The sequence below is a fragment of the Pseudomonas sp. FP2338 genome (assembly GCF_030687515.1).
Lineage (GTDB): Bacteria > Pseudomonadota > Gammaproteobacteria > Pseudomonadales > Pseudomonadaceae > Aquipseudomonas > Aquipseudomonas salomonii.
In genome coordinates this window covers 310572-337165 of record NZ_CP117436.1, presented here as the reverse complement: position 1 = coordinate 337165, position 26594 = coordinate 310572, and the positions used below count along the sequence as shown (strand labels likewise).

At 59.7% G+C, this 26594-nt stretch carries 25 protein-coding genes; 17 read left to right on the top strand and 8 right to left on the bottom strand.

The window, feature by feature from the left end; genetic code table 11:
• Positions 1–140 precede the first annotated feature (140 nt).
• Positions 141–620, top strand: a complete 480-nt coding sequence (locus tag PSH96_RS01405; RefSeq protein ID WP_065930835.1) for a glycine zipper domain-containing protein — start codon at positions 141–143, stop codon at positions 618–620.
• Positions 621–762: 142 nt separating this feature from the next.
• Here the strand turns inward: PSH96_RS01405 and PSH96_RS01400 are convergent, their stop codons facing one another.
• Both PSH96_RS01400 and PSH96_RS01395 read right to left on the bottom strand, forming a co-directional pair.
• Positions 763–1194 carry a thioesterase family protein gene (locus PSH96_RS01400; protein ID WP_305457047.1) on the bottom strand — a complete coding sequence of 144 codons (432 nt, stop codon included), beginning with the start codon at positions 1192–1194 and terminating at the stop codon, positions 763–765.
• A gap of 23 nt (positions 1195–1217) precedes the next feature.
• Entirely contained in the window at positions 1218–3155 is a 1938-nt protein-coding gene (locus tag PSH96_RS01395) for an ATP-dependent DNA helicase RecQ (protein ID WP_305457046.1), read from the bottom strand.
• Between the two features lie 163 nt (positions 3156–3318).
• Here PSH96_RS01395 and PSH96_RS01390 point away from each other — a divergent pair, with 163 nt between their 5' ends.
• The 4 genes from PSH96_RS01390 (at position 3319) to PSH96_RS01375 (ending at position 6973) form a co-directional block, all read left to right on the top strand.
• Positions 3319–4356, top strand: coding sequence for a S8 family peptidase (locus PSH96_RS01390; protein ID WP_370694322.1), 1038 nt, complete (start codon positions 3319–3321; stop codon positions 4354–4356).
• 334 nt (positions 4357–4690) lie between these two features.
• Positions 4691–5014, top strand: a complete 324-nt coding sequence (locus PSH96_RS01385; RefSeq protein ID WP_305457045.1) for a hypothetical protein — start codon at positions 4691–4693, stop codon at positions 5012–5014.
• A 578-nt stretch (positions 5015–5592) separates the two neighbouring features.
• Complete coding sequence (locus PSH96_RS01380) at positions 5593–5949, top strand: DUF1493 family protein (RefSeq protein WP_017135374.1); 357 nt, start codon at positions 5593–5595, stop codon at positions 5947–5949.
• Positions 5950–6109: 160 nt separating this feature from the next.
• Positions 6110–6973: a DMT family transporter gene (locus PSH96_RS01375; RefSeq protein ID WP_305457044.1), complete on the top strand. Its 864-nt coding sequence runs from the start codon at positions 6110–6112 to the stop codon at positions 6971–6973.
• Positions 6974–7029: 56 nt separating this feature from the next.
• On the opposite strand, the gene PSH96_RS01370 is transcribed toward PSH96_RS01375, so the two are convergent.
• Together PSH96_RS01370 and hslO are read right to left on the bottom strand one after the other, a co-directional pair.
• Positions 7030–8571 (bottom strand): phosphoenolpyruvate carboxykinase, encoded by a 1542-nt coding sequence (locus tag PSH96_RS01370; protein WP_017135372.1) that lies wholly within the window; start codon positions 8569–8571, stop codon positions 7030–7032.
• A 179-nt stretch (positions 8572–8750) separates the two neighbouring features.
• Positions 8751–9653, bottom strand: a complete 903-nt coding sequence (hslO, locus tag PSH96_RS01365; protein WP_017135371.1) for an Hsp33 family molecular chaperone HslO — start codon at positions 9651–9653, stop codon at positions 8751–8753.
• A 104-nt stretch (positions 9654–9757) separates the two neighbouring features.
• Here hslO and PSH96_RS01360 point away from each other — a divergent pair, with 104 nt between their 5' ends.
• Positions 9758–10561: a phosphatase PAP2 family protein gene (locus PSH96_RS01360; RefSeq protein WP_305457043.1), complete on the top strand. Its 804-nt coding sequence runs from the start codon at positions 9758–9760 to the stop codon at positions 10559–10561.
• A 134-nt stretch (positions 10562–10695) separates the two neighbouring features.
• Here the strand turns inward: PSH96_RS01360 and PSH96_RS01355 are convergent, their stop codons facing one another.
• On the bottom strand, positions 10696–11103 hold the full coding sequence (locus tag PSH96_RS01355; protein ID WP_017135369.1) for an RNA-binding S4 domain-containing protein: 408 nt from the start codon (positions 11101–11103) through the stop codon (positions 10696–10698).
• Positions 11104–11218: 115 nt separating this feature from the next.
• Here PSH96_RS01355 and PSH96_RS01350 point away from each other — a divergent pair, with 115 nt between their 5' ends.
• From PSH96_RS01350 to rimK, 3 genes are all read left to right on the top strand, one after another.
• Positions 11219–11998, top strand: coding sequence for an EAL domain-containing protein (locus PSH96_RS01350; protein WP_056858190.1), 780 nt, complete (start codon positions 11219–11221; stop codon positions 11996–11998).
• 79 nt (positions 11999–12077) lie between these two features.
• Positions 12078–12494: an ATP-dependent zinc protease gene (locus PSH96_RS01345; protein ID WP_235365450.1), complete on the top strand. Its 417-nt coding sequence runs from the start codon at positions 12078–12080 to the stop codon at positions 12492–12494.
• Positions 12491–13396 (top strand): 30S ribosomal protein S6--L-glutamate ligase, encoded by a 906-nt coding sequence (rimK, locus tag PSH96_RS01340; RefSeq protein ID WP_003171022.1) that lies wholly within the window; start codon positions 12491–12493, stop codon positions 13394–13396. The genes PSH96_RS01345 and rimK overlap by 4 nt, the downstream gene beginning before the upstream one ends.
• A 139-nt stretch (positions 13397–13535) precedes the next feature.
• Here rimK and PSH96_RS01335 read toward each other — a convergent pair whose 3' ends face one another.
• Together PSH96_RS01335 and ompR are read right to left on the bottom strand one after the other, a co-directional pair.
• On the bottom strand, positions 13536–14849 hold the full coding sequence (locus PSH96_RS01335; RefSeq protein ID WP_017135367.1) for an ATP-binding protein: 1314 nt from the start codon (positions 14847–14849) through the stop codon (positions 13536–13538).
• 117 nt (positions 14850–14966) lie between these two features.
• Entirely contained in the window at positions 14967–15707 is a 741-nt protein-coding gene (gene ompR / locus PSH96_RS01330) for a two-component system response regulator OmpR (protein ID WP_017135366.1), read from the bottom strand.
• A gap of 357 nt (positions 15708–16064) precedes the next feature.
• Between ompR and PSH96_RS01325 the strand changes: the two genes are divergently transcribed.
• The 7 genes from PSH96_RS01325 to tauD all read left to right on the top strand — a co-directional run bounded on the left by PSH96_RS01325 (position 16065) and on the right by tauD (position 24259).
• A complete protein-coding gene (locus tag PSH96_RS01325; RefSeq protein ID WP_305457042.1) occupies positions 16065–18392 on the top strand; it encodes a Tex family protein in 2328 nt (775 codons plus the stop codon).
• The gene (locus PSH96_RS01320; RefSeq protein WP_305457041.1) at positions 18392–18775 is read left to right on the top strand and encodes a PaaI family thioesterase; all 384 of its coding nucleotides are present in this window, start codon (positions 18392–18394) and stop codon (positions 18773–18775) included. Before PSH96_RS01325 ends, PSH96_RS01320 begins: the two co-directional genes overlap by 1 nt.
• 214 nt (positions 18776–18989) lie before the next feature.
• Entirely contained in the window at positions 18990–20573 is a 1584-nt protein-coding gene (gshA, locus tag PSH96_RS01315) for a glutamate--cysteine ligase (RefSeq protein ID WP_305457040.1), read from the top strand.
• A gap of 229 nt (positions 20574–20802) precedes the next feature.
• Positions 20803–21780, top strand: coding sequence for a taurine ABC transporter substrate-binding protein (gene tauA, locus PSH96_RS01310; protein WP_056858186.1), 978 nt, complete (start codon positions 20803–20805; stop codon positions 21778–21780).
• An 18-nt stretch (positions 21781–21798) separates the two neighbouring features.
• Entirely contained in the window at positions 21799–22578 is a 780-nt protein-coding gene (gene tauB / locus PSH96_RS01305; RefSeq protein ID WP_305457039.1) for a taurine ABC transporter ATP-binding subunit, read from the top strand.
• A complete protein-coding gene (gene tauC, locus PSH96_RS01300) occupies positions 22575–23411 on the top strand; it encodes a taurine ABC transporter permease TauC (protein ID WP_056858184.1) in 837 nt (278 codons plus the stop codon). The genes tauB and tauC overlap by 4 nt, the downstream gene beginning before the upstream one ends.
• A gap of 11 nt (positions 23412–23422) precedes the next feature.
• On the top strand, positions 23423–24259 hold the full coding sequence (gene tauD, locus PSH96_RS01295) for a taurine dioxygenase (protein WP_305457038.1): 837 nt from the start codon (positions 23423–23425) through the stop codon (positions 24257–24259).
• 67 nt (positions 24260–24326) lie between these two features.
• Here tauD and PSH96_RS01290 read toward each other — a convergent pair whose 3' ends face one another.
• A complete protein-coding gene (locus PSH96_RS01290) occupies positions 24327–24740 on the bottom strand; it encodes a hypothetical protein (protein ID WP_305457037.1) in 414 nt (137 codons plus the stop codon).
• Positions 24741–24918: 178 nt separating this feature from the next.
• Here PSH96_RS01290 and PSH96_RS01285 point away from each other — a divergent pair.
• Positions 24919–26054 (top strand): IS3 family transposase gene (locus PSH96_RS01285; RefSeq protein ID WP_370694308.1). Its coding sequence is split into 2 segments (ribosomal slippage): positions 24919–25168 and positions 25168–26054, totalling 1137 coding nucleotides; the frame shifts between segments, so codons are not numbered across the junction.
• Positions 26055–26594 lie beyond the last annotated feature (540 nt).

Sequence of the window (26594 nt, the reverse complement as noted above, 5' to 3'; positions counted from 1 at the left end):
ACTCACAAAATCGACTTAAGTTCCCTATACAAAACAGCAACTTAGCAAATTGTATACAACCTGTACCGCCGGTCGGTTTTCGATTGTCAGCGTCTCGATACAACCTCAGGATCGCGCCGTCATCCTCTTGAGGTCTCTCTATGAAGTTCTCCTCGATTCTCTTGTTGTCCCTTGGCCTGGTCAGTGGCGCAGCCATGGCCGGCGGCACCACCGAAGCCGGTGTGGGCGGCGCATTGGGCGGGGTTCTAGGTTCGGTTGTCGGCCAGCAGTTGGGCGGCAACACCGGTTCCACCATCGGCGCCGCCCTGGGTGGCGCGGGCGGTAGCGCGGTGGGTGCCGATAAGCGCAGCCGTGGCGAAGCCGCTATTGGCGGCGCGCTGGGCGCAGCCGGCGGCAACGTCGTGGGCCGCAGTGTCGGCGGCAGCACCGGTGCACTGGTCGGCTCAGCAGCCGGCGGTGGTGCAGGCGGCGCGCTGGGCAACTACATGGGCAACAGGAGCGATGACGACGACCGCCGCTACCGCGGGCGTGACAACCGTCGTTATGACCGTGATGACCACCGTGGACGCGGGCATGCCTATGGGCATCGCAAGAACAAGCATCACTACCGTCATCGGTAAGGTCTAAAGAACACTGCTGGCCCCCTGTGGGAGCTGGCTTGCCTGCGATAGCGGTGGGTCAGGACGCACATCTAATCCTGACCCACCGCTATCGCAGGCAAGCCAGCTCCCACATTTGATTTTCATTGCATGAAAAAGGGTCTCATACCACCAACCGCTCCAACGCCTCGCGCAACTTCCCCGCAATCGCCACCGGCTGGTTCGACGCCCTGTCCACAAACACATGCACAAAGCGCCCCGCCGCACAGGCTTCATCCTCGCCAGCCTTGAACACCGCCAATTCATATTGCACCGAGCTGTTACCCAGTTTGCCCACCCGCAGGCCGATATCCAGCCGATCCGGAAACGCGATCGAGGCGAAATAATCGCACGCCGAACTCACCACAAACCCCACCACTTCACCGTCATGAATATCCAGCCCACCTTCTTCAATCAGGTAGGTATTCACCGCCGTGTCGAAAAAGCTGTAGTAGGTGACGTTGTTCACATGGCCATACACGTCATTGTCGTGCCAACGCGTGATGATCGGCTGGAAATGACAGTAGTCAGCGCGTTGCGGCATTGAGTCAGGCATGGGCGGCTCTCTGGAAAGTGGGTTTACAGGTCATTCAAATGGGCTTGCGCCCACTCACGCACTTCGGCGTAAGGGTAATCCTCCAGCGCAGCAAAACCCGGTATGCCCCGCGCCTTCAGCTTGGTAAACAACGGTACGCTGATACCACCGAGAAACCGCGTCAGCCGTTCCGCTTCTGGCAAGTTCGTGGTGTGTTCATGATGCCTGTGGATAAAATCACCGCACAGCCCCATGAAGTTTTTATCCACAAGTGGCGGCAGACTCGGCGGCGGCGGCAAATGTGCGACGTGGCCGTGGCATACCGAACAATGTCCGCAGCGTTGAGGGGCATTTTCATCACCAAAGTACTTGGCCAGACGCTGCCCCAGGCACTGCTCGGTCGCAAAAAGATCGAGCATGGCGTGGATCCGCGCCACTTCCGTCACTTCATGGTGCTTGAAGCCTGTGTATAACTCGGCGCTCAGCGCCTGTGGATCAAAGTCGGTATCGAGCAGGCTGTAGACCTCGGTCATCTGCTTGCTTTCCAACTCGATCAGGCCCTGCTCCTGGAAGTAATCCAGCGCCTTCACCACCCGGCTGCGCTCGGCATTGTGCTGTTGGTACAGCGCATCGAAATCCACCGTCGCCCAGGTTTTGGCGCGTTTACACACCTGGATGATCGCCGCGACAAACTGCTGCCGCTCGCCGGAAAACCGCGCCAGCAATGCCTCGGGCTCAATCAGGTATTTGAAGCGGTATTCGGCGTAAAACGCATAGCGCGGCGCGATCACACCCTTGAGTTCCAACTGCACCAACAGCGTCTTGAGCGGCAGCTCGCGGATGTTGCTGTGGTCCGACAGCGACCTCAGCAGGAATTCCCACTGGCCCTCGCTTCGCGCCGCTTGCAACTCCTCCAGCACACGGCGAATGCCCTCCTGCTCCGGCGTGTCGCCATACACAAAATTTTCCAGCACATTGAGGCTGTCACGGTTGGCCAGCACCAGGCAGTCGGACGGCTGCCCGTCACGCCCGGCGCGGCCGATTTCCTGGCTGTAGTTCTCGATGGATTTGGGCAGGTCGAAGTGCACCACGTTGCGGATGTCACTCTTGTCGATGCCCATGCCGAACGCGATGGTGGCAACGATGCAGTTGGAGCGCCCGCCCATGAAGCGCTGCTGGATGCCTTCACGTTTATCGTGGGGTAACCCGGCGTGGTACGCCTCGGCCTGGATGCCATTGCGGTTCAGGTGCTCGGCAATCTGCTCGGCGGTTTTTTGCAACGTGACGTAAACGATGCTTGGCTGATTGGCCCGCGCGCTCATCCACTCGACCAGGCGCCGACGCTTGTCGTGGCCACTCACCGGCTCTACCAGCAAGTTCAGATTGGACCGGTAGAAGCCCGTGGTGATCACGTCATCCGGCGCAATGCCGAACTTGGCCTGCATGTCGGCAATCACCTTGGGCGTGGCTGTAGCCGTCAGCAGCAGCGCTTGTGGGATATTGAACTGGCGCTGGTAGTCCGGCAGCTTCAAATAGTCCGGACGGAAGTTGTGGCCCCATTCGGAAATACAGTGCGCCTCATCCACCACCAACAAGGAAATCTGCACGCTTTGCAGGAAGTTACGGAAGCGCTCGTTCTTCAAGCGCTCCACGGAAATCATCAAAATCTTCAACTCACCCGAACGCGCACGGGCCATCACCTCATTGGCGTCTTCACGGCTCTGCGCCGAATCGATACTGCCAGCAGAAATGCCATGGCGCTGCAGGAAACCCAACTGGTCCTGCATCAGCGCCAACAACGGCGACACCACCAGCGTCAGGTGCGGCAACAGCACCGCCGACAGCTGATAACACAAAGACTTGCCGGAACCGGTGGGGAAAATAGCCGCAGCCGAACGACCGGCCAGCACCGCGCTGATCGCGGCTTCCTGGCCCAAACGAAACTGTGGATAACCAAAGACCTGTTGGAGGGTGTTGTGCATAAGCTGTCACTCCGTTGACCGCTGAACGAGTCAAAAACATAGACCAGCGATCAGTAAAAGGTCGGGGATAAACGCTACAAACTGATACAGAGAAAACCAGCAAGCCCGCGCAAAAACGCAGACAGTAGCACGCTTGATTACATCCCCCGACAAGGAGTCGTGAATGTCTCGCATGCCATCGTTTTCTTTGCTTCTCGCATTGCCCTTGCTGCTGATGGGCTGTGCAGCGCCGCCAAAACCCACTAGCGAGCAATTGGCCGTGCGTGCCTTTGAAACGCCTGAATACTTCGCCGCAAATGCATTGCCCATCGTCAAGGCATCCACCCTCTATGCGCGTGGCGGCACTGGCCAAGGCGTAAAAGTGGCGCTGATAGACTCAGGCCTCAACAGGGAATTACCTGAGTTTCAAGGGCGCTTGGCCGACATCGGTTACGACTTTGTTCGCCAACAGCCTGGCACTGTCGACATCAAGGGCCACGGCACGCAAATGGCCGGTATTCTCGCCGCCAACAAGAACGCTCAAGGCATGCACGGGATCGCCTTCAACGCCCAGTTAATCCCCATGCGCTTCGGCGACGATAAGGAACCGTTTTATTTCGACAGCGAAATTGCCCAGGGCTGGCGTCTGGCACATGCCCAAGGCGCACGTTTCTTCAGTAACTCCTGGGCAAACCCCATTGAAGCCAACACCAATGAAGTGCCGATCTATGAACGCCTGATGGGCGACTCACTGGAGGCGGCCAAACACCTGGTGGCTGAAGGCGCGGTCTTTGTGTTCTCAACCGGCAACGAGGTCAAACGCGAGCCTCTTGCCGAACCCGGCCTGCCTGCCTTGGTGCCGGAACTGGAAAAAGGCTGGATCGCCGTCATGGCCCTCAAAAATGATGGTAGCGCGATCAACCTCAAGTCCAACTACTGCGGGCTTGCCGCGCGCTGGTGCATTGCCGTACCGGGTGGCGATGGTGGTGCGGGCCTGCTCACTACACAGAAAGATGGCAGCTATGGGCCGACCGCTGGAACTTCCCCGGCCGCCGCGTTGGTCAGCGGCGCCCTGGCGGCATTGCAAAGCCGCTTTCCCGAAATGACCCCGCAGCAGGTTCGGGATCGATTGCTCAGCACCGCCAATCGGACGGGCATCTATGCCAACAGCGAAGCCTACGGACGCGGGCTGATGGACCTGGATGCGGCTTCGCGTCTGTAGGCTTGGCGATGGCCGTCCCATGAAGCCGTTCTGACTGATCGTTCCTCACGCTCTGCGTGGGAATGCCGCCCGGGACGCTCCGCGTCCCACCTCCGCGCACGGCTTTAAGCTTGGGCACTGGTGACGCAGAGCGTCACGGGAGGCATTCCCACGCAGGAGCGTGGGAACGATCTAAGTGGTTAAACCATACGTTTATTGCTCGAAATTACGCTGACTTCTAAGGTTCGCTCCGTCGCTATCAATACGGCGACCGAGCTTGGTCACTCGAACAACAGCAGAGATAAACGTGCCAATTTTTTTGGCGTATTTCTTTGATTTTTCGGAGTGCCCTTTTATGACAACGCTCAATGTCCCTGCCAATCGCTATCGTCAGCTACGCACCAACTTCACCGACACCCACCCTCTCGTCATCGACACCGAAGCCGCCGCCGAAGATATCCAGTGCGCCGCACACCAGCGCATCCGCGCTGCCACCGATTTACTGGAAACCTTCACCTGCCTGACCTACGAACACGCCGACCTCAAAGACATTTCCCACATCATCAACGCCCTATATCTGCTGGTGCAGGATGGTTGTGATCTGCTGGAAGCAGCGCAGCACGTTCAACTGCAACCGGCAGTCGACACGCAGCCCCAACCAAGCCAACCACTGAGTTAAACCTGTGGGAGCCGGGCTTGCCCGCGATGGCGGTGTGTCAGGCAGGGAAATATTGCCTGACACACCGCCATCGCGGGCAAGCCCGGCTCCCACATTGGCTGGGTGTTGCCAAAAAATCACTGTCAAACCGCAAATGCCGGAAAGCTTTGTGGGAAGCAGACAAACACCGCGTAGTCCTCTTCCCAAACTGATCAAAACACCTGCCAAGCCCTCTACATAACCTCCCTTCACATGACCGAAACTAGTGACCTCTCAACTGTCCCGGCAAAAACCGTGAACATCGAAAGGACTCAACGATGGTCGACTACAGCTCTTGGGGCTCGCTCCTCATTCTTATTGCCCTTACTGTCCTGCTCGATAGTAAGTTGAAGCATCCCGAGCTCAGAAAATGGTTCGGACTGGCCCTCATCCTCACCGGACCAATGCTTCTAATCGTCGCCACTTCCTGGCTGAGCGAATTACAATTCGACAGTCTTCCGACATTCGCCTTTATCATTGGCATCCGTCTCTTTTTCACCCGAAACAAATTCCGTCGCCAACGCAATCCTCCCCCCCACCCACTCCTGCGTGCCCCCACCATGAACCTGGCCCCCAACTTCCCCGAAGACCCCGTGATGCAGCAGCTTCTGCAACTGTTGCACGAAGAAATCGGCCTGCCGAAGCACAAGACCCTGCGCCTCGAAACCTCGATCAACCTCGAGCTCGGCTGCGACGGCGCCGAGGCCAAGCAATTGATGGAAGCGATGGAGCAAGAGTTTGCCCTCGACTTGGGCGACTACGATGCTTATCGTTACTTCAAACCGCCGGTGTTCGATGTGTTCCTCAAGCGCCGCGCCAAGGGGCGGGGCGATAAGGTGCCGCTGACCATCGGCATGCTCTACCTGGCGATCAAGACCCATAGTTGGGATACGCAAACCCTGGAAAACTTGAGCTGATCCCAAGATCACCGAGTATCAAATGTGGGAGCGGGCTTGCTCGCGAAAGCGGTGTGTCAGGTAGAGTATTTCTCACTGATCTACCGCATTCGCGAGCAAGCCCGCTCCCACAGGGGCTATGCGTTAGTCTGGCGATTTGACCCAATAACAAGGACCTTACATGGACGTAATAATGGGCCTGCTGGCCGCCCTCCTCTGGGGCGGCACGGACTTTCTCGTGGGCCTCAACGCCCGAGCCGTCGGCGTTAAACGCGCGGTGTATTTCGGCCAAGCCCTTGGCTTTTTTATCATGACGCTGTTGCTGGTGATCTTCCCGGCATTCCTGTTCAAATCCCTGAATGCCCCGTTGAGCGTCTGGCTCCTGGGCATCACCGCCGCCCTGCTCACCGTCTCCGGCGCGCTGGCGCTGTCCAAGGCCTTCGCCCTGGGCAAAGCCGCTATCGTCGCGCCATTGGTGACCTCTTACGGCGTAGTCACCACCCTGCTGTCCTGGGCCAGCGGCGAACACATCAACCTGATCCAACTCGGTTGCATCGCCCTCTGCGTAATCGGCGTGATCCTCTCCAGCATCCACAAGGACAACGGCACGCCCCACAACAACCCACGCCAGTCCATCGCCTACGCCATGCTCGCCGCCTTGCTGTATGGCACCGGTTTCTGGTTGCAAGGCCGCTACACGCTGCCGGCGTTGGGGCCGATCACCATGCTGTGGCTGGGTTACCTGGTGGGCCTGTGCGTGCTGGTGATGATGGTGCTGAAGATCAAGGACGGCCTGAAAATCCCGCCGCTGAAAAACTGCGCGACCTTGACCGGCGCGAGCCTGATGAACCTCGGTGGGTTCTCGGCGTTTTCGTGGGGCGCGATGGCGGGCTCGGTTTCGGTGGTGACGGTGATCAGTACGTTGTCGGGGGGGATTGCGGCGATTCTGGGGTTCGTGTTTTTCAAGGAGCGGTTGTCGGCGGTGCAGGTCGTGGGGGTCGCACTGGTGCTGGTCGGCGCCGTAGTTTTGCATATCGCCATCTAACCTTTCGGCCACAAAAAAGCCGCCCCGGAGGGCGGCTTTTTCACAACAACCGAACCTTACAACTTAGGCCCGGCCGCCTTGATCGCATCGCTCACTTCAAACTTCTTGAAGTTCTCGATGAACAGACCGGCCAGCGCTTTCGCCGCTTCGTCGTAGGCAGCCTTGTCAGCCCAGGTGTTACGTGGGTTCAACAGGCCGGTATCAACGCCCGGTACGGCCAAAGGCACGTCGAGGTTGATGGTGTCGAGGTGTTCGGTTTGTGCACCGATCAACGCGCCGCTCTGGATCGCTGCGATCACGCCGCGAGTGGTCGGGATGTTGAAGCGCTTGCCGACGCCGTAGCCGCCGCCGGTCCAGCCAGTGTTGACCAGGTAGACCTTGGAGCCGAAGCCGCGCACGCGCTTGATCAGCAGTTCTGCGTATTCACCGGCTGGGCGTGGGAAGAACGGCGCGCCGAAGCAGGTGGAGAAGGTCGACTTGATGCCGCTGCCCGAACCCATTTCGGTCGAGCCCACCAGAGCGGTGTAGCCGGACAGGAAGTGGTAGGCTGCTTGTTCTTCGCTGAGGATCGACACGGGCGGCAGTACACCGGTCAGGTCGCAGGTCAGGAAGATCACAGCGTTTGGCTCGCCGCCCAGGTTCTTCTCGGAACGCTTGGCAACGTGCTCCAGCGGGTAGGCGGCGCGGCTGTTCTGGGTCAGGCTGACGTTGGTGTAGTCGGCGTGCTTGGCATCGTCGATCACCACGTTTTCGAGCACGGTGCCGTGCTTGATGGCTTTCCAGATTACCGGCTCGTTCTTCTCGGAGAGGTCGATGCACTTGGCATAGCAACCGCCTTCGATGTTGAACACCACGCCTTCGCCCCAGCCGTGTTCGTCGTCACCGATCAGGTAACGGCTTTCGTCGGCCGACAGGGTGGTTTTACCGGTGCCCGACAGACCGAAGAACAGGGTCACATCGCCTGCTTCGCCGATGTTGGCGGCGCAGTGCATTGGCAGCACGTCGGCGGCCGGCAGCAGGAAGTTCTGCACCGAGAACATGGCTTTTTTCATTTCACCGGCGTAACGCATGCCGGCGATCAGCACTTTTTTCTGGGCGAAATTGAGGATCACGCAACCGTCGGAGTTGGTGCCGTCACGCTCTGGCACGCATTCGAAGTTGGCGACGTTAAGCACTTGCCACTCATCACGGCCGGCCGGGTTGTACTGGGCCGGGTTGATGAACAGGCAACGACCGAACAGGTTCTGCCAGGCAGTCTGGGTGGTCATTTTCACGGCCAGGTAGTGGTCTTCTGCAGCCCCTACGTGAACATGGGAAACGAAATGCTCTTGCGCGTTGTTGAATGCCTCGACGCGAGCCCACAGGGCATCGAACTTGTCGGCCGGGAACTTGCGGTTGATCGGGCCCCAGGCAATTGCGTCCTGGGTGGAAGGCTCTTCAACGATGAAACGGTCAACCGGCGAACGACCGGTGCGATGACCGGTTTCTACGACCAGTGCGCCAGTATCGGCAAGCACGCCTTCACCGCGCTGCAGGGCTTCTTTGACCAGATCGTCAACACTCAGATCGGTGTATACGGCGTTATTGGCTTGCGTCATGAGGTTCCCCGTCGGCCTATGGCCGAGTGCTCCAAACGTTTTGTAGTAGAAAGTTGCGCACTACTACCGCGAAAAAAGTGGGCCGGATTATGCCAGAAAAGCCCAAAAAGAGTAGGGCCCTCCCGTCAGAACTGCGCTAATCCGGCGTTTGTCAGGTGATTTACCTGTGCTTAAACGTTTTAGTGGCGGGTGTCGGAAGGGGTGTCGATGCCTGCGCCGGCGAATAATTGGGCGACATCGGCCGCATCGAACAGGTAGCGCTGGTTGCAGAACTGGCAGTCGATCTCGATATTGCCGCCATGTTCCACCACCAATTGCTGCGCATCTTCCAGACCCAGGCTAACCAAGGCGTTGGCTGAGCGCTCACGCGAGCAGCTGCAACGGAAGCGCAGGCCCTGGGCGTCGAACAGGCGCACGGCCTCTTCGTGGTAGAGGCGATGCAGGATGGTTTCGTTGTCCAGGCCCAGCAGTTCTTCAGCCGTCAGGGTGCCGGCCAGGGCGGTCAGTTTGCGCCAGCTGTCGGTGCGTTCATCGTCGTCCTTGATGCGGTCGGCCGGCAGTTGCTGCAGCAGCAGGCCACGGGCGCGTTTGCCGTCCGCGTTGAGCCAGAATTTGGTGCCGACCTGCTGGGACATTACGAAATAATTGGTGAAGCAGTCCGAGAGGGTTTCGCCGTCGAGGTCGACGATGCCCTGGTAACGCTGGCCTTCGGTGGGGTCGACGGTGATCGCCAGCACGCCGTTCGCCATCAGGTCAGACAAGGTTGCATCCGGCGCGATCTGGTCGGCCTCGTAACGGGCCAGGCCACGAATTTCGCGCTCGCTCGAGCACTCGATCATCAACATCGGCACCGGGCCTTCGGAACGGGCCTGCAAGATCAGCAAACCGTCGAACTTCATGGTGCCAACCAGCAGCGAGGCCGCCGCCATCAGCTCACCGAGCAGTTGCGCGACCGGCTCCGGATAGGGGTGCTTGGCGAGGACTTCGGCATAGCTGCGCTCCAGCGAGACCAGTTCGCCGCGGGCGTCGTTCTCATCGAAGATAAAGCGTTGGGTGAAGTCGGTATCCGGTAGATCAGTCATAGGTCTGGGTATCTGAATTGATGACAAATTGGTTACAAGGTTTATAGAATTAAACGCTTTGGCACCTTTTTGGTGCGTTTTTATAGAGCGAAGAGGGACAGTTTATGAACAATCCGGGTTTGTTCCAAGCCAGGTGGAACCTCGGGAGGTTGGCCTTGTGCAATCTAGTCGCTATCGGGCTGCTGTGTTTTTGGCTGTGGCCCACGGGACAGATGCTGTGTGTGGTTTTCGACGAATGGCTGTTTCATCTGCTCAATGACCCACTGGCAAGCCATTCGACGTGGTTGCATGTGTGGGCGGTGGCCAGTTTGCGACCGTTCGATGCCGTGGTCGGGGTGATTTTGCTGACGCTGCTGATTCGCGGCGACTGGGTGTTCAAGGCCATCCAGGTGCGCCAGGCGTTCTTCGGTTTCTTCAGCATTCTGCTGCTGTTGCTGTTTATCCGCATGCTGTTTTCCAAGCTCACGGCGCAAATGGGCTGGCAACACAGCAGCCCGTCGATGGTGATCAGCGGCGCTATTCATATGAGTGATTATTTCCCGGGACTGGAGAAAACCTGGGAGCTGAAGGATCGTTCCAGCCAGAGTTTCCCGGGCGATCATGCGTCGGTGCTGCTGATCTGGGGCATGTTCATGACGGTGTTTGCCCAGCGTCTCACCCAGGTGGTAGCGATCTGGGGCTTGGCGCTGTTGTTCATGATGCCAAGGCTGGTGGCGGGCGCGCATTGGGGCCAGGACGATTACATCGGCGGGGTGTTGCTGGCGTTGTTGGCGTTGGGTTGGGGGTATTACACGCCGTTTGCGGCGAAGGTGTCCGGGGTTCTGATGCGGGTGACGGTGCCGGTTTTCGGGTTGCTCGGGAAGCTGCCAGTCATCGGGCGCTTAAGTGTCATGCGCACAGCCGCGTAACACCGCAGGTTTAATGTGGGAGCGGGCTTGCCTGCGATAGCGGCGGGTCAGTGAATGAGAGGGTGGCTGACCCACCGCTATCGCAGCCAAGCCAGCTCCCACATTTTCGATCTCCTTTTAAAGGGAGATCCGTGTCAATCATCATTGCCACTGCCGCGAAACTTGAACAAATCGCGACGCTGCTTCTTGCTCGGCTTGCCATCGGTGGTCATGCCGGTTGCGCCGGCCTTACGCATAGCGGCCGCGTTTTCGCGCTTGGCGATACTGGCTTCGGTTTCGGCATACAACGCCTGCGCCTCAGGCGCGCCACGACGCACGACGGACAGCGCCTGCACCACCACAGTCTTTTCGTCAAAACCGGTACGAATCTGCAACTCGTCCCCGACGCGCGGTTCCTTGCCCGGCTTGCAGCGCTCGCCGCGATGGTGCACCTTGCCGCTCTCGATGGCCGCCTTGGCCAGGGCACGGGTTTTGTAAAAACGCGCCGCCCACAGCCACTTGTCCAAACGGACCTTTTCTTCCTCTTCCTGCTTTTGAGCCACTTGAATTCCTCGCTCTGAAAAATGTCGCAACTTTACCGTTGACCCTCTTCAACGCATAAATCCCAAGCCTCACCTAAGATACGCCAGACACCCCCTGTTTTCGCGAGGATACGCTGTGACCGACTTTCCCACCTCACTCACCTCGCCCAACCAGCGTTGCGTAGGTTGCCAGCAAAGCGAAGCCTTGGGTTTCGATTTTTCCTTCGCCTACCAGCCTATCGTAGACCTTCGCGACCGGTCGATTTTTGCCCACGAAGCATTGGTGCGCGGCACTCACGGTGAAGGGGCGTTGTCGGTGCTGGACCAGGTCAACGACAGCAACCGTTATCGCTTTGACCAACGCTGCCGTACTCAGGCGATTGCGGGGGCCGCCGCCTTGGGAATGCAAAGCTATCTTTCGATCAACTTCATGCCCAATGCCGTGTACCGGCCGGAGTTGTGCATTCGCAGCACGCTGGAGGCGGCCCGCGCGCATAATTTCCCGCTGGATCGGTTGATTTTCGAAACGCTGGAAAACGAGCATGTAGATAACTATCGCCATTTGACCAATATTCTGCGTGAATACCGCGAATTCGGCTTCAAGACCGCCATCGATGACTTCGGCGCCGGCTATTCGGGGCTGAACCTGCTGGCCGATTTCCAACCTGACTTGATCAAACTCGACATGGCGCTGATTCGCGATGTCGACCAGGATCGTGTCCGGCAGGTAATTGTCCAGGGGATTGTCACAATCTGTGAGCAGTTGGGGATTACTGTCATTGCTGAAGGTATCGAAAGTGCCGGCGAGCGTGACTTCCTGTCCAACTGCGGAATATTTCTGATGCAGGGCTACTGGTTCGCCAAGCCTGCGTTTAAAGCCTTGGCCGAGGTTTCACCTCAGGCCTGGGCGAACTGACCGGTTACCCATATTGAAGACATTTGACCATTTGACCGTTGTGGGTCTGCGCGAGTGGGTGGCCCTTCCCGACCTGGGAGTGGCCGGCCTGCGCGCGAAGATCGACACCGGTGCCAGCACCTCGAGCCTGCACGCCACCGATATCGAGCCCTTTGAGCGCGACGGTGAGAAGTGGGTGCGCTTTACCGCGCATCTGGGCAGCGTGGTGCAACTGCGTCATCGTCGCTGCGAAGCGCCGCTGGTGACGATGAAAACCATCAAGAGCTCCAACGGCCACGCGCAGGTGCGGTATGTAATCAGCACCACCCTGGCTCTGGGTGACCGAGTATGGCGGGTGGAATTCACCCTGGCCTGCCGCAAAGCCATGCGTTACCGCCTGTTGCTGGGTTCCAAGGCGCTGATTGACGGCCAGTTGGTGGTCAGCCCCGGCGTCAAGTACGTTCAAGACAAGCCGGTGTTCCCGGTCTCTACTATTTCTGCCCCAGGTGCTGCATGAAGATTGCTGTGCTGTCGCGAAACCCGCGTCTGTATTCCACCCGCCGCCTGGTCGAGGCCGGCACTGAACGTGGCCATGAAATGGTGGTGATCGACACGTTGCGTGCCTATATGAACATTGCCAGCCACAAGCCGCAGATTCACTACCGAGGCAAGCCGCTGGAAGGCTTTGATGCGGTGATCCCGCGGATCGGCGCTTCGGTGACCTTCTACGGCTGCGCAGTGCTGCGCCAGTTTGAAATGATGGGCGTGTTCCCGCTCAACGAATCGGTGGCCATCGCCCGTTCGCGAGACAAGCTGCGCTCCCTGCAACTGCTGTCACGCCGGGGAATCGGCCTGCCGGTGACCGGCTTTGCCCACTCCCCCGATGATATCCCCGACCTGATCGAGATGGTCAACGGCGCACCGCTGGTGATCAAGGTACTCGAAGGCACCCAAGGTATCGGCGTAGTGCTGTGTGAGACGGCAACTGCCGCCGAGTCGGTGATCGAGGCGTTCATGGGCCTCAAACAAAACATCATGGTGCAGGAATACATCAAGGAAGCCGGCGGTGCGGACATCCGCTGCTTCGTGGTCGGCGACAAGGTGATTGCCGCCATGAAACGCCAGGCCAAGCCGGGGGAGTTCCGCTCCAACCTGCACCGTGGCGGCAGTGCCAGCCTGATCAAGATCACCCCGGAAGAACGCATGACTGCACTGCGGGCCGCCAAAGTGATGGGCCTGGCAGTCGCGGGCGTGGATATCCTGCGTTCCAACCATGGCCCGCTGGTGATGGAGGTGAATTCATCACCGGGGCTTGAAGGGATCGAGACCACCACCGGCAAGGATGTGGCGGGGATCATCATTCAACATCTGGAGAAGAATGGTGGGCCGAATATGACCCGGACCAAGGGCAAGGGTTGATACAACCCGGCCTTCCACCCACCGAAAAAACCTGTGGGAGCTGGCTTGCCTGCGATAGCGGTGTATCAGTCAACTAATGGGTTGCTGACCCACTGCTATCGCAGGCAAGCCAGCTCCCACATTTGATTGATGTTGTTTGTTAGACCGCGTCCCTTGGCAACATCAAGCCGAGCGGCAAGCGCACCCGCGCTTCCAGGCCGCCTTCTTCGCGGTTACGCAGCTCAACATTGCCGCCATGCATCGAAGCAATTCGCCGCACAATCGCCAGCCCCAGCCCCGTACCCTTGCCGCCCCGCGCACGGTCGCCACGGGTGAACGGGTTGAAAATACCTTCCAGCTCCGCCGGGTCGATGCCCGTGCCACGGTCCATCACACTCAACACCACATAGGGCGCAGTGCTGTCGCCGGACACATAGGCGGCCACCTCCACATCTGAACCGGCGTGATGCAGGGCGTTGCCGATCAGGTTGTTCAACAGACGCTTCATCGACACCCGACGCAATGCAAACGGCTGGATAGGCTCCAGGCGCATACGCACCTGTTCGCCATTCTGGTTGTAGGGCGCCACCACCTCACGCACCAGGTCCGTGAGATCGACCTCTTCCACCACCTCATCACGGCCATCGCGAATAAACGCCAGGAATTGGTCGAGAATCGCGTCCATGTCCTCGATGTCGCGCACCATGTCATCGGTCAGGTCGTTATGGTTGCCCATCAGCTCCAGGGACAGCCGCAAACGCGTCAGTGGCGTGCGCAGGTCATGGGATACGCCCGCCAGCATCAGCTCGCGTTCGCGCCCGGCCTGTTCGACATCCTCCGCCATCTGGTTGAAGGCACCGTACACCTCGGTCATCTCACTGGGCGTATCGCTGATCGGCAGGCGCACACTGCGCCCCTGCCCCAGTTGGCGCGCGGCAAACACCAAGCGTTTAAGCGGTTGGTTGAGTTGTCGGACGAAAATCCACGCGGAAGCGGTTGAAAGTAACCCGATGGCCAGGAACCAGCCCAGCACGTTCCAGATTTTTTGCCCGCGCAGCGGATGGGGGTAAAGGGGCACCTTGATCCAGGCATCTCCCAGACTCGGGGCCCGGACCCAGAGCGCAGGTGAAACATGCATGCGCAGGCGCACCTCGGTGTCCTCTCCCAGCTCAGCCTGCATCTGACGCTGATAAATCTCGCTGTAAGGCCAATGCTGCTCACCTTCGGGCACACCAGCGCCGTCGACGCGAATCAGCGTCGAAGCCTTGGCTACCTTTTCGCGGTTTTCAGGGTCAACGGCCCAATAGGCACGCAACGTCAACGCTACGCCGTGGCTGTACTGCCGGTCTACCAGCACGTCTTCGTTCATCAACAGGTAAACCAGCGTCAGTGCCTTGGAAAACAGCACGACGATCAGCACCAGCCAAAGGGTGCGAGAGAAGAAACTTTGCGGGAACCACAACGGGGTTTTCATAGGAGACAGCTAAACACCTTGCAGGAACGAGCGGCGCTCGCAGAATTGCTGACGCCGGGCATCCCGTCGACCCTCATGGAGTCAAACGCCGGGATGCCCGCGCCTGCAAGTCATCGGTCACTTGGTAGCAGTGCCATCCGGCACAAACACATAACCCACACCCCACACCGTCTGGATGTACCGCGGCTTGGCCGGGTCCGGCTCGATCATCCGGCGCAGGCGGGAGATCTGCACGTCGATGGAGCGCTCCAGGGCGTCCCATTCACGGCCACGGGCCAGGTTCATCAGCTTGTCGCGGGTCAGCGGCTGGCGAGCGTTCATCACCAATGCCTTGAGCACGGCGAACTCGCCGGTGGTCAACATGTGCACTTCTTCGCCACGCTTAAGCTCGCGTGTCGCCAGTGACAGCTCGTATTCACCAAAGGTGACGCTCTCGTCTTCGCTGCCTGGCGCGCCCGGTACCGGCGGTGCCTGGCGACGCAATACGGCTTTGACCCGGGCCATCAACTCGTCAGGGTTGAACGGCTTGGCCAGGTAGTCATCAGCGCCCAGTTCCAGGCCCTTGATGCGGCTCAGCTCATCGCCCTTGGCGGTCAGCATGATGATGGGGATCTGGTTGTTCGCACCGCGCAAGCGTTTGCAGGCGGTAAGGCCGTCTTCGCCGGGCAGCATCAGGTCGAGTACGACCAGGTTGAACACTTCACGCCCCAACAGGCGGTCCATCTGCTCGGTGTTCGGCACCGCGCGGGCACGGTAGCCCTTGGAGTTGAAAAAACGTTCCAGCAGGCTGCTCAGCCCCGGATCGTCGTCAACGATGAGAATTTTTTCGCCTTCAGCAGTTTGTGCAGTGCTGCTCATTAGATGCTCCTCTTATCTCGGCGCGCATTATGGCGTAGCTGCCGTTATACGCACCGTGTGCATTGTTAGCAGATTTTTCCTCCACCGCCAGCGAACCCGCGTCCTACAACCACCGGCGCAGTACCCCCCAAGGGCAGAACGCTGGTTATAATGCGGCGCCTTCATGCAGGGCACTGTCAGACTTTACTGTTTGCAGCCTCAGCCATTTTTTCAGCGCGGGGCAGCAATTTCCCGATTTCGAGGGTCAATAGGCAGCCTTTTGACCCAGGCAGCGGCGCCGCTGGCGCCGCTCAACCAGCCTCGCAACGCCTTGTTTTCCGGGCCTGCGAGCTGCTTTCAAGCATTTCAGGTGGTTATATGGACAGCATCAACAGCCGCATTGCCGAGGAACTCGGTGTACGCCCACAACAGGTCGAAGCGGCCGTCGCGCTATTGGATGAAGGCTCCACGGTGCCTTTCATCGCCCGTTACCGTAAAGAAGTGACCGGCAGCCTCGACGACACCCAACTGCGTCACCTGGAAGAGCGCCTGCGCTACCTGCGAGAACTCGACGAACGGCGCATCAGCATCCTCGCCAGCATCGAGGAACAGGGCAAGTTGACCCCGCAGCTGGAACGCGACATCAAGCTCGCCGACACCAAGACCCGCCTCGAAGACCTTTACCTGCCGTACAAACAGAAGCGCCGCACCAAGGGCCAGATCGCCCTGGAAGCCGGTTTGGGCGAGTTGGCCGACGGCCTGTTCAACGACCCGTCGCTGACCCCGGAAACCGAAGCCGCACGCTTTATCGATGCCGAAAAAGGTGTCGCCGACGTCAAGGCCGCCCTCGAAGGTGCCAAGTACATCCTCATGGAGCGTTTCGCCGAAAACGCCGGCCTGCTGGAAAAACTGCGCACCTACCTCAAGCAGGAAGCCATTCTCAGCGCTCGCGTTATCGCCGGCAAAGAGGAAGAAGGCGCCAAGTTCCGCGATTATTTCGAACACGACGAACCGCTCAAGAGCATGCCGTCGCACCGCGCACTCGCAATTTTCCGGGGTCGCAACGAAGGCATTCTCAGCTCCGCGCTTAAAGTCGGCGACGAGTTGCCGGGCACCATGCACCCGTGCGAAGGCATGATCGGCCAACAATTCGGCATCCAGAATCAGAACCGTCCTGCGGACAAATGGCTCGGTGAAGTCGTGCGCTGGACCTGGAAGGTCAAGCTCTACACGCACCTGGAAACCGACCTGCTCGGCGAGCTGCGCGATGGCGCTGAAACCGAGGCGATCAACGTGTTCGCCCACAACCTGCACGACCTGCTGCTGGCCGCACCGGCCGGCCCGCGTGCCACCTTGGGCCTCGACCCAGGCTTGCGTACCGGCTGCAAGGTTGCGGTGGTCGACTCCACCGGCAAGCTGCTGGACCACGCCACCGTGTACCCGCACGTGCCGCACAACAAGTGGGACCAGACCCTCGCCATCCTGGCCGCGCTGTGCGCCAAGCACGCCGTGGACCTGATCGCCATCGGCAACGGCACCGCCAGCCGTGAAACCGACAAACTGGCCGCCGAACTGATCAAAAAATACCCCGCCATGAAGATGACCAAGGTCATGGTTTCCGAGGCCGGCGCTTCGGTGTACTCCGCGTCGGAACTGGCTTCCAAGGAATTCCCGGACCTCGACGTGTCGATCCGTGGCGCCGTCTCCATTGCTCGCCGCCTGCAAGACCCGCTGGCAGAGCTGGTGAAGATCGACCCTAAATCCATCGGTGTCGGCCAGTACCAGCACGACGTGTCGCAGCTGAAACTGGCGCGCGGCCTGGATGCAGTAGTGGAAGACTGCGTGAACAAGGTGGGCGTGGATGTAAACACCGCCTCGGTTGCGCTGCTGGCGCGTATCTCCGGCCTGAACACCACCCTGGCGCAGAACATCGTTACTCACCGTGACGAGAACGGCGCGTTCAAAACCCGCGCCGCGCTGAAGAAAGTCGCACGCCTGGGCGAAAAAACCTTTGAACAGGCCGCCGGCTTCCTGCGCGTCATGAACGGCGATAACCCGCTGGATTCGTCTGCGGTCCACCCGGAAGCCTACCCGCTGGTACAGCGCATTGCCGCCGAGACCGACCGTGATATCCGTTCGCTGATCGGTGACGCCGCGTTCCTCAAGCGCCTGGACCCGAAAAAGTACACCGACGAAACCTTCGGCGTGCCGACCATCACCGACATCCTGCAAGAGCTGGAAAAACCTGGCCGCGACCCGCGTCCCGAGTTCAAGACTGCCGAGTTCCAGGACGGCGTTGAAGACCTGAAGGACCTGCAGCCGGGCATGATCCTCGAAGGCGTGGTCACCAACGTGACCAACTTCGGCGCCTTTGTGGATATCGGCGTGCATCAGGACGGTTTGGTACACATCTCTGCGCTTTCGGAGAAGTTCATCAAGGACCCGCGCGAAGCGGTCAAAGCCGGTGACGTGGTCAAGGTCAAGGTCATGGAAGTCGATATCCCGCGTAAACGCGTGGGCCTGTCGATGCGCATGAGCGACACCCCTGGCGAGAAAATCGACGGCGCCCGTGGTGCGCGCCCAGGCTCGGCACCGCGCCAGTCCCAGGGCAATGCGCCGCGTAAAGAGCCCACCGCGACGGCCGCGCCGAGCAACAACGCCATGGCGTCGTTGTTCGCCAACGCCAAACAGTTGAAGAAACGCTGATGGAAATCCCGGCCGGTTTGACCCAGAGCGCGTTCAGCGAGCTGATCGGCTGCCGCCTGCAACGCCTGGACGAGGGCGTTGCCGAGGTGGCCCTGACCCTGGAGCCGCAACTGCGCAACCGCGCGGGCAAGCTCCATGGCGGGGCGATTTTCAGCCTGGTCGACATCACCATGGGGCTGGCCTGCTCCAGCGCCCATGGTTTTGACCAGCAGAGCGCGACCATCGAGTGCAAGATCAACTATATCCGCGCCGTCGAAGACGGTGATGTGCTGTGCACCAGCCGGGTGATTCACGCCGGCAGACGCACATTGGTGGTGGAAGCCGATGTGTATCAAGGCCAAAGACTTGTCGCAAAAGCACAAGGCACCTTCGCTGTCCTCTAGCTCCCCGCCCTCGATTTGAGTTAATTTCGGCGCTGCGACAACAGCGTCGGAATTTTCTTGCTGCGCTATAGCCCAATTCATGGAGTGAAGTAGGCTTTTTCAATGTGAGCCAAATCGACTCTAAACCAGGCGATAACGCCAGTTTCAACTTCACCCTTGTAGACCGTCCTGCCCACCCCCATATTGGGGCGACTGACGCGTGAAGGAATCCAACTTGAGCGAACTTCTCAACCGCCGCCTGGCCCTGCTCGGCAAGCGCGAACACCTCTCCCTGCTAGAGCAATGCTTGCACGGCATCGAGCGTGAATGCCTACGCGTCACCGGTGAGGGTCGCCTGGCACAAACGCCGCACCCCGAAGCCCTGGGCGCCGCGTTGACCAACGAATTGATCACCACCGACTACTCGGAATCGCTGCTGGAGTTCATCACTCCCGCCCTGCCCAACCCGGCCGATACCCTGAGCAGCCTGGACAAGATCCACCGGTTTGCCTACAGCAAGCTCGGCAGCGAGTACCTGTGGAGCCCTTCGATGCCGTGCCCGTTGCCGGCCGAGGAAGATATTCCGATTGCCTACTACGGCACCTCCAATATCGGCCAGCTCAAGTACGTGTACCGCAAGGGCCTGGCCCTGCGTTACGGCAAGACCATGCAGTGCATCGCCGGCATCCACTACAACTTTTCCCTGCCGGAACAGCTGTGGCCATTGCTCAAGGAGACTGATGGCTTCGTCGGCACCGACCGCGACTATCAGTCCACGGCCTACATCGCGCTGATCCGTAACTTCCGCCGCTACAGCTGGCTGTTGATGTACCTGTTCGGTGCCTCACCGGCGCTGGACGCGGGCTTTCTGCGCGGTCGTTCGCACCAGTTGGAAGTATTGGACGCCGACACGCTGTACCTGCCGTACGCCACCAGCCTGCGCATGAGCGACCTGGGTTACCAGAGCAACGCCCAAGCCGGCCTGACGCCGTGCTACAACGATTTGAACAGCTACACCGACAGCCTGCGTGAAGCGGTGGCAACGCCCTACGCACCTTACGTCGAAGTCGGCACCCATAAGGATGGTGAGTGGGTGCAGCTCAACACCAACATCCTGCAGATCGAAAACGAGTACTACTCCAACATTCGCCCCAAGCGCGTGACCTACACCGGCGAACGGCCGATCCAGGCGCTGATGGCCCGTGGCATCCAGTACATCGAAGTGCGCTGCCTGGACATCAACCCGTTCCTGCCGATGGGCATCGACCTGCCGGAATCACGCTTCCTCGATGCGTTCCTGCTGTATTGCGCGTTGAACGACAGCCCGCTGTTCGCCAACAACGAGTGCGGCAATGCCACCTCCAACTTCCTCAGTGTGGTCAAGGAGGGCCGTCGCCCAGGCCTGCAATTGCAGCGTGACGGCCAGGCGGTGGACATGAAGGAATGGGCCACCGAGCTGCTGGAGAAGATCGCCCCGCTGGCGGCCTTGCTGGATGAGAGCCATGGCATCACCGAGCACAGCCAGGCGCTGGACGCTCAGCTGGCGAAGGTCAAGGACGCGTCCCTCACGCCATCTGCCCAGGTACTGGCGGCGATGGCCGAACGCAAAGAGAGTTTTGCGCAATTCTCCCTGCACCAGAGCGAGGTGCACGCCGCGCACTTCCGTCAGGAGCCTTTACCGGCCGAGGAGCAGGCACGCTTTGAAGAGCTGGCGCGTAAGTCGCTGGCTCAGCAGGTGGAGCTGGAGCAGAACGAGGTGGGCGACTTTGACGTGTTTGTCGGCTCGTACCAGGCGAGCATTCTGGCGATCAGTAACTAAAGTGTGGGAGCTGGCTTGCCTGCGATAGCGGTGGGTCAGCAACCCATTCGTTGACTGATACACCGCTATCGCAGGCAAGCCAGCTCCCACATTTGCCTTCATTGGGTTGAAGATTGCGTTCACTCTTCTACTCATAAGCTAATTCGAAAATGTTATTTATTTTCGAGTTCTTAGATCATTTAGTCTCCTCACACGCCGACCCTCGGCCGCCTGATTGAGGAGCTTCCCCTTGAAACTGCTTACCCCATTGCGCCTCTTGGCCGCATTGTCCTTGGCCGGTGCCAGCCTGTTTGCCCAGGCGGCAGATGTGACCATCGCTTACCAGACCACCGTGGACCCGGCGAAAGTCGCCCAGGCCGACGGCGCGTATGAAAAAGCTACCAACGCCAAGATCGACTGGCGCAAATTCGACAATGGCGCCGACATCATTGCCGCCATCGCTTCCGGCGACGTGCAGATCGGCTACCTCGGTTCCAGCCCACTGACCGCTGCAGTCACACGCAAAGTGCCGGTGGAAACCTTCCTGGTCGCCACCCAGATCGGCGGCGCCGAAGCGCTGGTGGCGCGCAATGGTTCGGGGATCAACAGCCCACAGGACCTGATCGGCAAAAAGATTGCCGTGCCCTTCGTTTCCACCGGCCACTACAGCCTGTTGGCCGCGCTGAAGCACTGGAACATCGACCCGTCCAAAGTGACCATTCTCAACCTCGCACCGCCGGCAATCATCGCGGCGTGGAAGCGCGGCGATATCGACGCGACTTACGTGTGGGACCCGGCCCTGGGCGTCGCCAAGGAAAACGGCAAAGTGCTGATCACCTCCGGCGAACTGGCCAAGTTCGGCGCGCCCACGTTCGATGCCTGGATCGTGCGTAAAGACTTCGCCGAAAAACACCCGGAAATCGTCACGGCCTTCGCCAAAGTCACCCTGGACGCCTACGCCGCCTACCGCAAAGACCCACAAGCCTGGCTGGCCGACAAAGGCAACGTCGACAAGTTGGTGAAGCTCTCCGGCGCCAAGGCCAGTGACATCCCACTGCTGCTGCAAGGCAACGTCTACCCACTGGCAGCTGATCAAGTGACCCTGCTGGGTGCACCGACTACCAAGGCTGTGACCGACACCGCCGCGTTCCTCAAGGAACAAGGCAAAGTCGACGCCGTGCTGCCGGACTACGCCCCTTACGTCAGCGCCAAGTTCATCACTAACTGATTCAAGGAGTTCCTCGCGATGGCCTTGCTACAACTGGAGCGCATCAGCGCACAGTACCCAGGCGCCACAGCACCGGTACTGTCCGATATTTCACTCGACCTTGGGCCTCAGCAATTGCTGGTGGCCCTCGGCCCGTCCGGCAGTGGCAAGACTTCGCTGTTGAACCTGATCGCCGGTTTCGTCGAACCCTCTGCCGGGCGCATCACCCTCGATGGCGTGCCGGTCAAAGGCCCGAGCGCCGAACGCGGCGTGGTGTTCCAGGACGATGCCCTGCTGCCCTGGCAGGACGTGCTGGCCAACGTCGGCTTCGGCCTGGAGCTGGCCGGTGTGCCCAAGGCGCAACGTGAAGTGCGCGCCCGGGAAATGCTCGCACTGGTCGACCTCGCCGGTTTCGACAGCCGCCGTGTCTGGCAACTCTCCGGCGGCCAGAAACAGCGTGTGGGCCTGGCTCGCGCACTGGCGGCTGACCCTCGTGTATTGCTGATGGACGAGCCTTTCGGCGCCCTTGATGCCTTCACCCGCGAACAGATGCAGGAATTGCTCCTGCAAGTCTGGCGGCGCACGGCCAAGCCGGTGTTCCTGATTACCCATGACATTGAAGAGGCGGTATTTCTCGCCACCGATCTGATCCTGTTGGCGCCCAACCCAGGCCAGATCGTCGAGCGCCTGCACCTGGACTTCGGTCAACGCTACGCCGCCGGTGAATCGGCGCGGGCGATCAAGTCCGACCCGCGCTTTATCGAAACCCGTGAACACGTGCTGGGCAAAGTGTTCTCGCAACGGCAGGTGTCCGCATGAGCAGCTACGAACTTCCCGCCACGGCTGCCAAGCCGGTAACGCACAAGGTCATTGCGGTACGTCGTAGCCTGAGCACGCGCTGGATCAGCGTACTCACCCTGGTTGCCTTGCTGGCGCTCTGGTGGGCGGTCACCGCCACTGGCGTGATCGAACCGCTGTTCCTGCCGCCGCCATCCGCCGTGCTGCAAAAAGGCTGGCTGCTGGCGACCACCGGCTATATGGATTCCACCTTGTGGCAGCACCTGGGCGCGAGCCTCACGCGCATCGGCCTGGGCCTGGGCTTTGCGGTGCTGACCGCGGTGCCGGTGGGGATTGCCATCGGTTCCAACCGCATTGCCCGTGGCATCCTCGACCCGCTGATCGAGTTCTACCGGCCGATTCCGCCCCTGGCTTACCTGCCGCTGATCGTGATCTGGTGCGGCATCGGTGAGCTGTCCAAGGTGTTGCTGATTTACCTGGCGATCTTTGCGCCTATCGCCATCGCCACTGCGACCGGCGTGCGCACGGTCGACCCGGCCAAGCTGCGCGCCGCGCAGTCGTTGGGCGCCACCCGCGCCCAGTTGATTCGCCATGTGATCCTGCCGAGCGCCCTGCCCGACATCCTTACCGGCGTGCGCATCGGCTTGGGAGTGGGTTGGTCGACCCTGGTTGCCGCCGAATTGATCGCCGCCACCAGCGGCCTGGGCTTTATGGTGCAGTCGGCGGCGCAGTTCCTGGTCACCGACGTGGTGGTGCTGGGGATTCTGGTGATCGCCCTGATCGCCTTCGCCATGGAAATGGGCCTGCGTGCCCTGCAGCGCAAATTGGTGCCCTGGCATGGCCAGGCACACTGAGTGAGAACCGCATGAGCAGCCTGACCGTTACGCCAATAAGCACCGCCCTGGGCGCCCTGATCAGTGGCGTCGATATCACCCAACCGTTGAGCCTCCACGAACGTGACGCCATTGAGCAGGCGCTGCTCAGCCACTCGGTGCTGTTCTTTCGTGGCCAGGCCGTCACCCCGCAGCAACAGGCGCGGTTTGCGGCAAATTTTGGCGACCTGCACATTCACCCCATCTACCCCAACGTGCCGGAGCAGCCCGAAGTGCTGATCCTCGACACCGCCGTGACCGACGTACGCGACAACGCCGTATGGCACACCGACGTGACCTTCCTGCCCACCCCGGCGCTCGGTGCGGTGCTCAGCGCCAAGCTGCTGCCGGCCTTTGGTGGCGACACGCTGTGGGCCAGTGGCATCGCGGCATATGAAGCCTTGTCGGAGCCACTCAAACGCCTGATCGATGGCCTCACTGCGACGCACGACTTCACCAAATCCTTCCCGCTGGAGCGCTTTGGCAACACCGCCGAAGACCTGGCACGCTGGGAGGAGACCCGCAAGAAGAATCCACCGCTGTCACACCCGGTGGTGCGCACGCATCCGGTAAGCGGGCGAAAGTCGCTGTTTGTCAGTGACGGGTTCACCACCAAGATCAACGAGCTGGAGCCGGCGGAAAGCGAGGCCATACTGAAGCTGCTGTTTGCCCACGCAACGCGGCCGGAATTCACCATTCGCTGGCGCTGGCAGGAGAACGACGTGGCATTCTGGGACAACCGCGTGACCCAGCACTACGCCGTGGATGACTACCGCCCGCAGCGGCGCGTGATGCATCGCGCCACGATCCTGGGTGATGTCCCGTTCTAAGCCAGGCACAGCCTCTGCATCAATGAAGATCAAATGTGGGAGCGGGCTTGCTCGCGAAAGCGGTGTGTCAGCCAACAGATTCATCGACTGATTCACCGCCATCGCGGGCAAGCCCGGCTCCCACATTGACCGAGTTCAACCGAATGAATTTGCCACACTGAAGATCAAATGTGGAAGCTGGCTTGCCTGCGATAGCGGCGTACCAGCCCATACATTCATCGACTGACACACCGCCTTCGCGGGCAAGCCCGGCTCCCACATTGACCGAGTTCAACCGGATGAATTTGCCACACTGAAGATCAAATGTGGGAGCTGGCTTGCCTGCGATAGCGGCGTACCAGCCCATACGTTCATCGACTGACACACCGTCTTCGCGGGCAAGCCCGGCTCCCACATTGACCGAGTTCAACCGAATGAATTTGCCACACTGAAGATCAAATGTGGGAGCTGGCTTGCCTGCGATAGCGGCGTACCAGCCCATACATTCATCGACTGACACACCGCCTTCGCGGGCAAGCCCGGCTCCCACATTGACCGAGTACTGCCGAGTGACTTTTCCACACTGAAGATCAAATGTGGGAGCTGGCTTGAACTGGCCTAATGATTTTGGACACTTCAATCGGGCGCTATGATGGCGCCCAAATCTGAGGTGTTTGGATATGCGCAAATCTTATTCGAGTGAGTTCAAGCTCAAAGCTGCCAGCATGGTGCTGGATGAAGGGCTGCAGGTTCCCGAGGTGTGCGCCAGTTTGGATATTGGCCCTACAGCCTTGCGCCGCTGGGTGGATCAGGTGCGTAAAGAGCGATTAGGCTCGACGCCGGTAGGCGCCAAGGCGATTACTGCCGATCAACGAGAGATTCAGAGGCTCAAAGCGTTGCTTCGGGAGAAAGACCTGGACATCGAAATCCTAAAAAAGGCCAGTGCTCTCCTGCTTTTGGACGCCAAAGATCATTCACGCTGATCGATGAGCTGGACGAGCAGTACGGCGTCAACAGGTGTTGCCGGGCGTTCGGCGTCAACAGAAGTAGCTTTTACGCTTGGCGTCAGCGCCAAGGCAGAGCAAATCCTGAGCGGGAGAAGCTCAAGGCCGCGCTGGTCAGGCATCACAAGGCATCGCGGGCTTCTGCGGGAGCGAGAACTTTGGCGAAGGAGCTGCAAGAGAAAGGGCATCGCATCGGGCGGTACTTGGCTCGCAGTTTGATGCGCGAAGCGGGGATCGCCAGCCGTCAGCGCCGACGTCACAAGTACAAATCGCCCGGCGTGGAAGCGTTAGTGGCCCCGCATGTGCTCAAGCGCAAGTTTGATGTGACGGCGGTTAACCAGGTGTGGTGTGGAGACGTGACGTACATCAAAGTCGGGAAGCGGTGGCTGTATTTCGCCGCAGTTCTGGATTTGTTTGCTCGTCGGGTCGTGGGTTGGTCGTTTTCTATGATTTCCGATGCCACGCTGACCTGCGAGGCTTTGCGGATGGCAGTTGAGCTTAGAGGCCGCCCTAAAGACGTGCTGTTTCACTCAGACCAAGGTTGTCAGTACACGAGCCATAAGTTCAGGAATGAGCTGCTGGAACATGAGCTACGGCAAAGCATGAGTCGTAAAGGCGAATGCTGGGATAACGCTCCGATGGAGCGCTTCTTCGGAAGTTTGAAATCAGAATGGGTGCCTGAGACGGGCTATGAATCAGAGCATGAGGCCCGGGCAGATGTGCAGCGCTATGTCTCTCGCTACAACATCTCCAGGCCTCACAGTTACAACGATTACCGGTCGCCGGTCGTCAGGGAGAGACTGGCGGCGTGAACCTTAAATGGTGTCCAAGATTACTTGACCAGTTCAGCTTGCCTGCGATAGCGGCGTACCAGCCCATACATTCATCGACTGACACACCGCATTCGCGGGCAAGCCCGGCTCCCACATTGACCGAGTACTGCCGAGTGAATTTGCCACACTGAAGATCAAATGTGGGAGCTGGCTTGCCTGCGATAGCGGCGTACCAGCCCATACATTCATCGCCTGACACACCGTCTTCGCGGGCAAGCCCGGCTCCCACATTGACCGAGTTCAACCGAATGAATTTGCCACACTGAAGATCAAATGTGGGAGCTGGCTTGCCTGCGATAGCGGCGTACCAGCCCAGACATTCATCGACTGACACACCGCATTCGCGGGCAAGCCCGGCTCCCACATTGACCGAGTTCAACCGAGTGAATTTGCCACACTGAAGATCAAAATGTGGGAGCTGGCTTGCTCGCGAAAGCGGTGTGTCAGCCAACAGATTCGTCAACTGACACACCGCATTCGCGGGCAAGCCCGGCTCCCACATTGATCGAGTTCAACCGG

What these genes read in the sequence shown, in the direction of transcription:
- PSH96_RS01405 (WP_065930835.1), top strand. Translation starts at nt 141, where the DNA reads ATGAAGTTCTCCTCGATTCTCTTGTTGTCCCTTGGCCTGGTCAGTGGC.
- PSH96_RS01400 (WP_305457047.1), bottom strand. Translation starts at nt 1,194, where the DNA reads ATGCCTGACTCAATGCCGCAACGCGCTGACTACTGTCATTTCCAGCCG.
- PSH96_RS01395 (WP_305457046.1), bottom strand. Translation starts at nt 3,155, where the DNA reads ATGCACAACACCCTCCAACAGGTCTTTGGTTATCCACAGTTTCGTTTG.
- PSH96_RS01390 (WP_370694322.1), top strand. Translation starts at nt 3,319, where the DNA reads ATGTCTCGCATGCCATCGTTTTCTTTGCTTCTCGCATTGCCCTTGCTG.
- PSH96_RS01385 (WP_305457045.1), top strand. Translation starts at nt 4,691, where the DNA reads ATGACAACGCTCAATGTCCCTGCCAATCGCTATCGTCAGCTACGCACC.
- PSH96_RS01380 (WP_017135374.1), top strand. Translation starts at nt 5,593, where the DNA reads ATGAACCTGGCCCCCAACTTCCCCGAAGACCCCGTGATGCAGCAGCTT.
- PSH96_RS01375 (WP_305457044.1), top strand. Translation starts at nt 6,110, where the DNA reads ATGGACGTAATAATGGGCCTGCTGGCCGCCCTCCTCTGGGGCGGCACG.
- PSH96_RS01370 (WP_017135372.1), bottom strand. Translation starts at nt 8,571, where the DNA reads ATGACGCAAGCCAATAACGCCGTATACACCGATCTGAGTGTTGACGAT.
- hslO (WP_017135371.1), bottom strand. Translation starts at nt 9,653, where the DNA reads ATGACTGATCTACCGGATACCGACTTCACCCAACGCTTTATCTTCGAT.
- PSH96_RS01360 (WP_305457043.1), top strand. Translation starts at nt 9,758, where the DNA reads ATGAACAATCCGGGTTTGTTCCAAGCCAGGTGGAACCTCGGGAGGTTG.
- rimK (WP_003171022.1), top strand. Translation starts at nt 12,491, where the DNA reads ATGAAGATTGCTGTGCTGTCGCGAAACCCGCGTCTGTATTCCACCCGC.
- PSH96_RS01335 (WP_017135367.1), bottom strand. Translation starts at nt 14,849, where the DNA reads ATGAAAACCCCGTTGTGGTTCCCGCAAAGTTTCTTCTCTCGCACCCTT.
- ompR (WP_017135366.1), bottom strand. Translation starts at nt 15,707, where the DNA reads ATGAGCAGCACTGCACAAACTGCTGAAGGCGAAAAAATTCTCATCGTT.
- PSH96_RS01325 (WP_305457042.1), top strand. Translation starts at nt 16,065, where the DNA reads ATGGACAGCATCAACAGCCGCATTGCCGAGGAACTCGGTGTACGCCCA.
- PSH96_RS01320 (WP_305457041.1), top strand. Translation starts at nt 18,392, where the DNA reads ATGGAAATCCCGGCCGGTTTGACCCAGAGCGCGTTCAGCGAGCTGATC.
- tauB (WP_305457039.1), top strand. Translation starts at nt 21,799, where the DNA reads ATGGCCTTGCTACAACTGGAGCGCATCAGCGCACAGTACCCAGGCGCC.
- tauC (WP_056858184.1), top strand. Translation starts at nt 22,575, where the DNA reads ATGAGCAGCTACGAACTTCCCGCCACGGCTGCCAAGCCGGTAACGCAC.
- tauD (WP_305457038.1), top strand. Translation starts at nt 23,423, where the DNA reads ATGAGCAGCCTGACCGTTACGCCAATAAGCACCGCCCTGGGCGCCCTG.
- PSH96_RS01290 (WP_305457037.1), bottom strand. Translation starts at nt 24,740, where the DNA reads ATGGGCTGGTACGCCGCTATCGCAGGCAAGCCAGCTCCCACATTTGAT.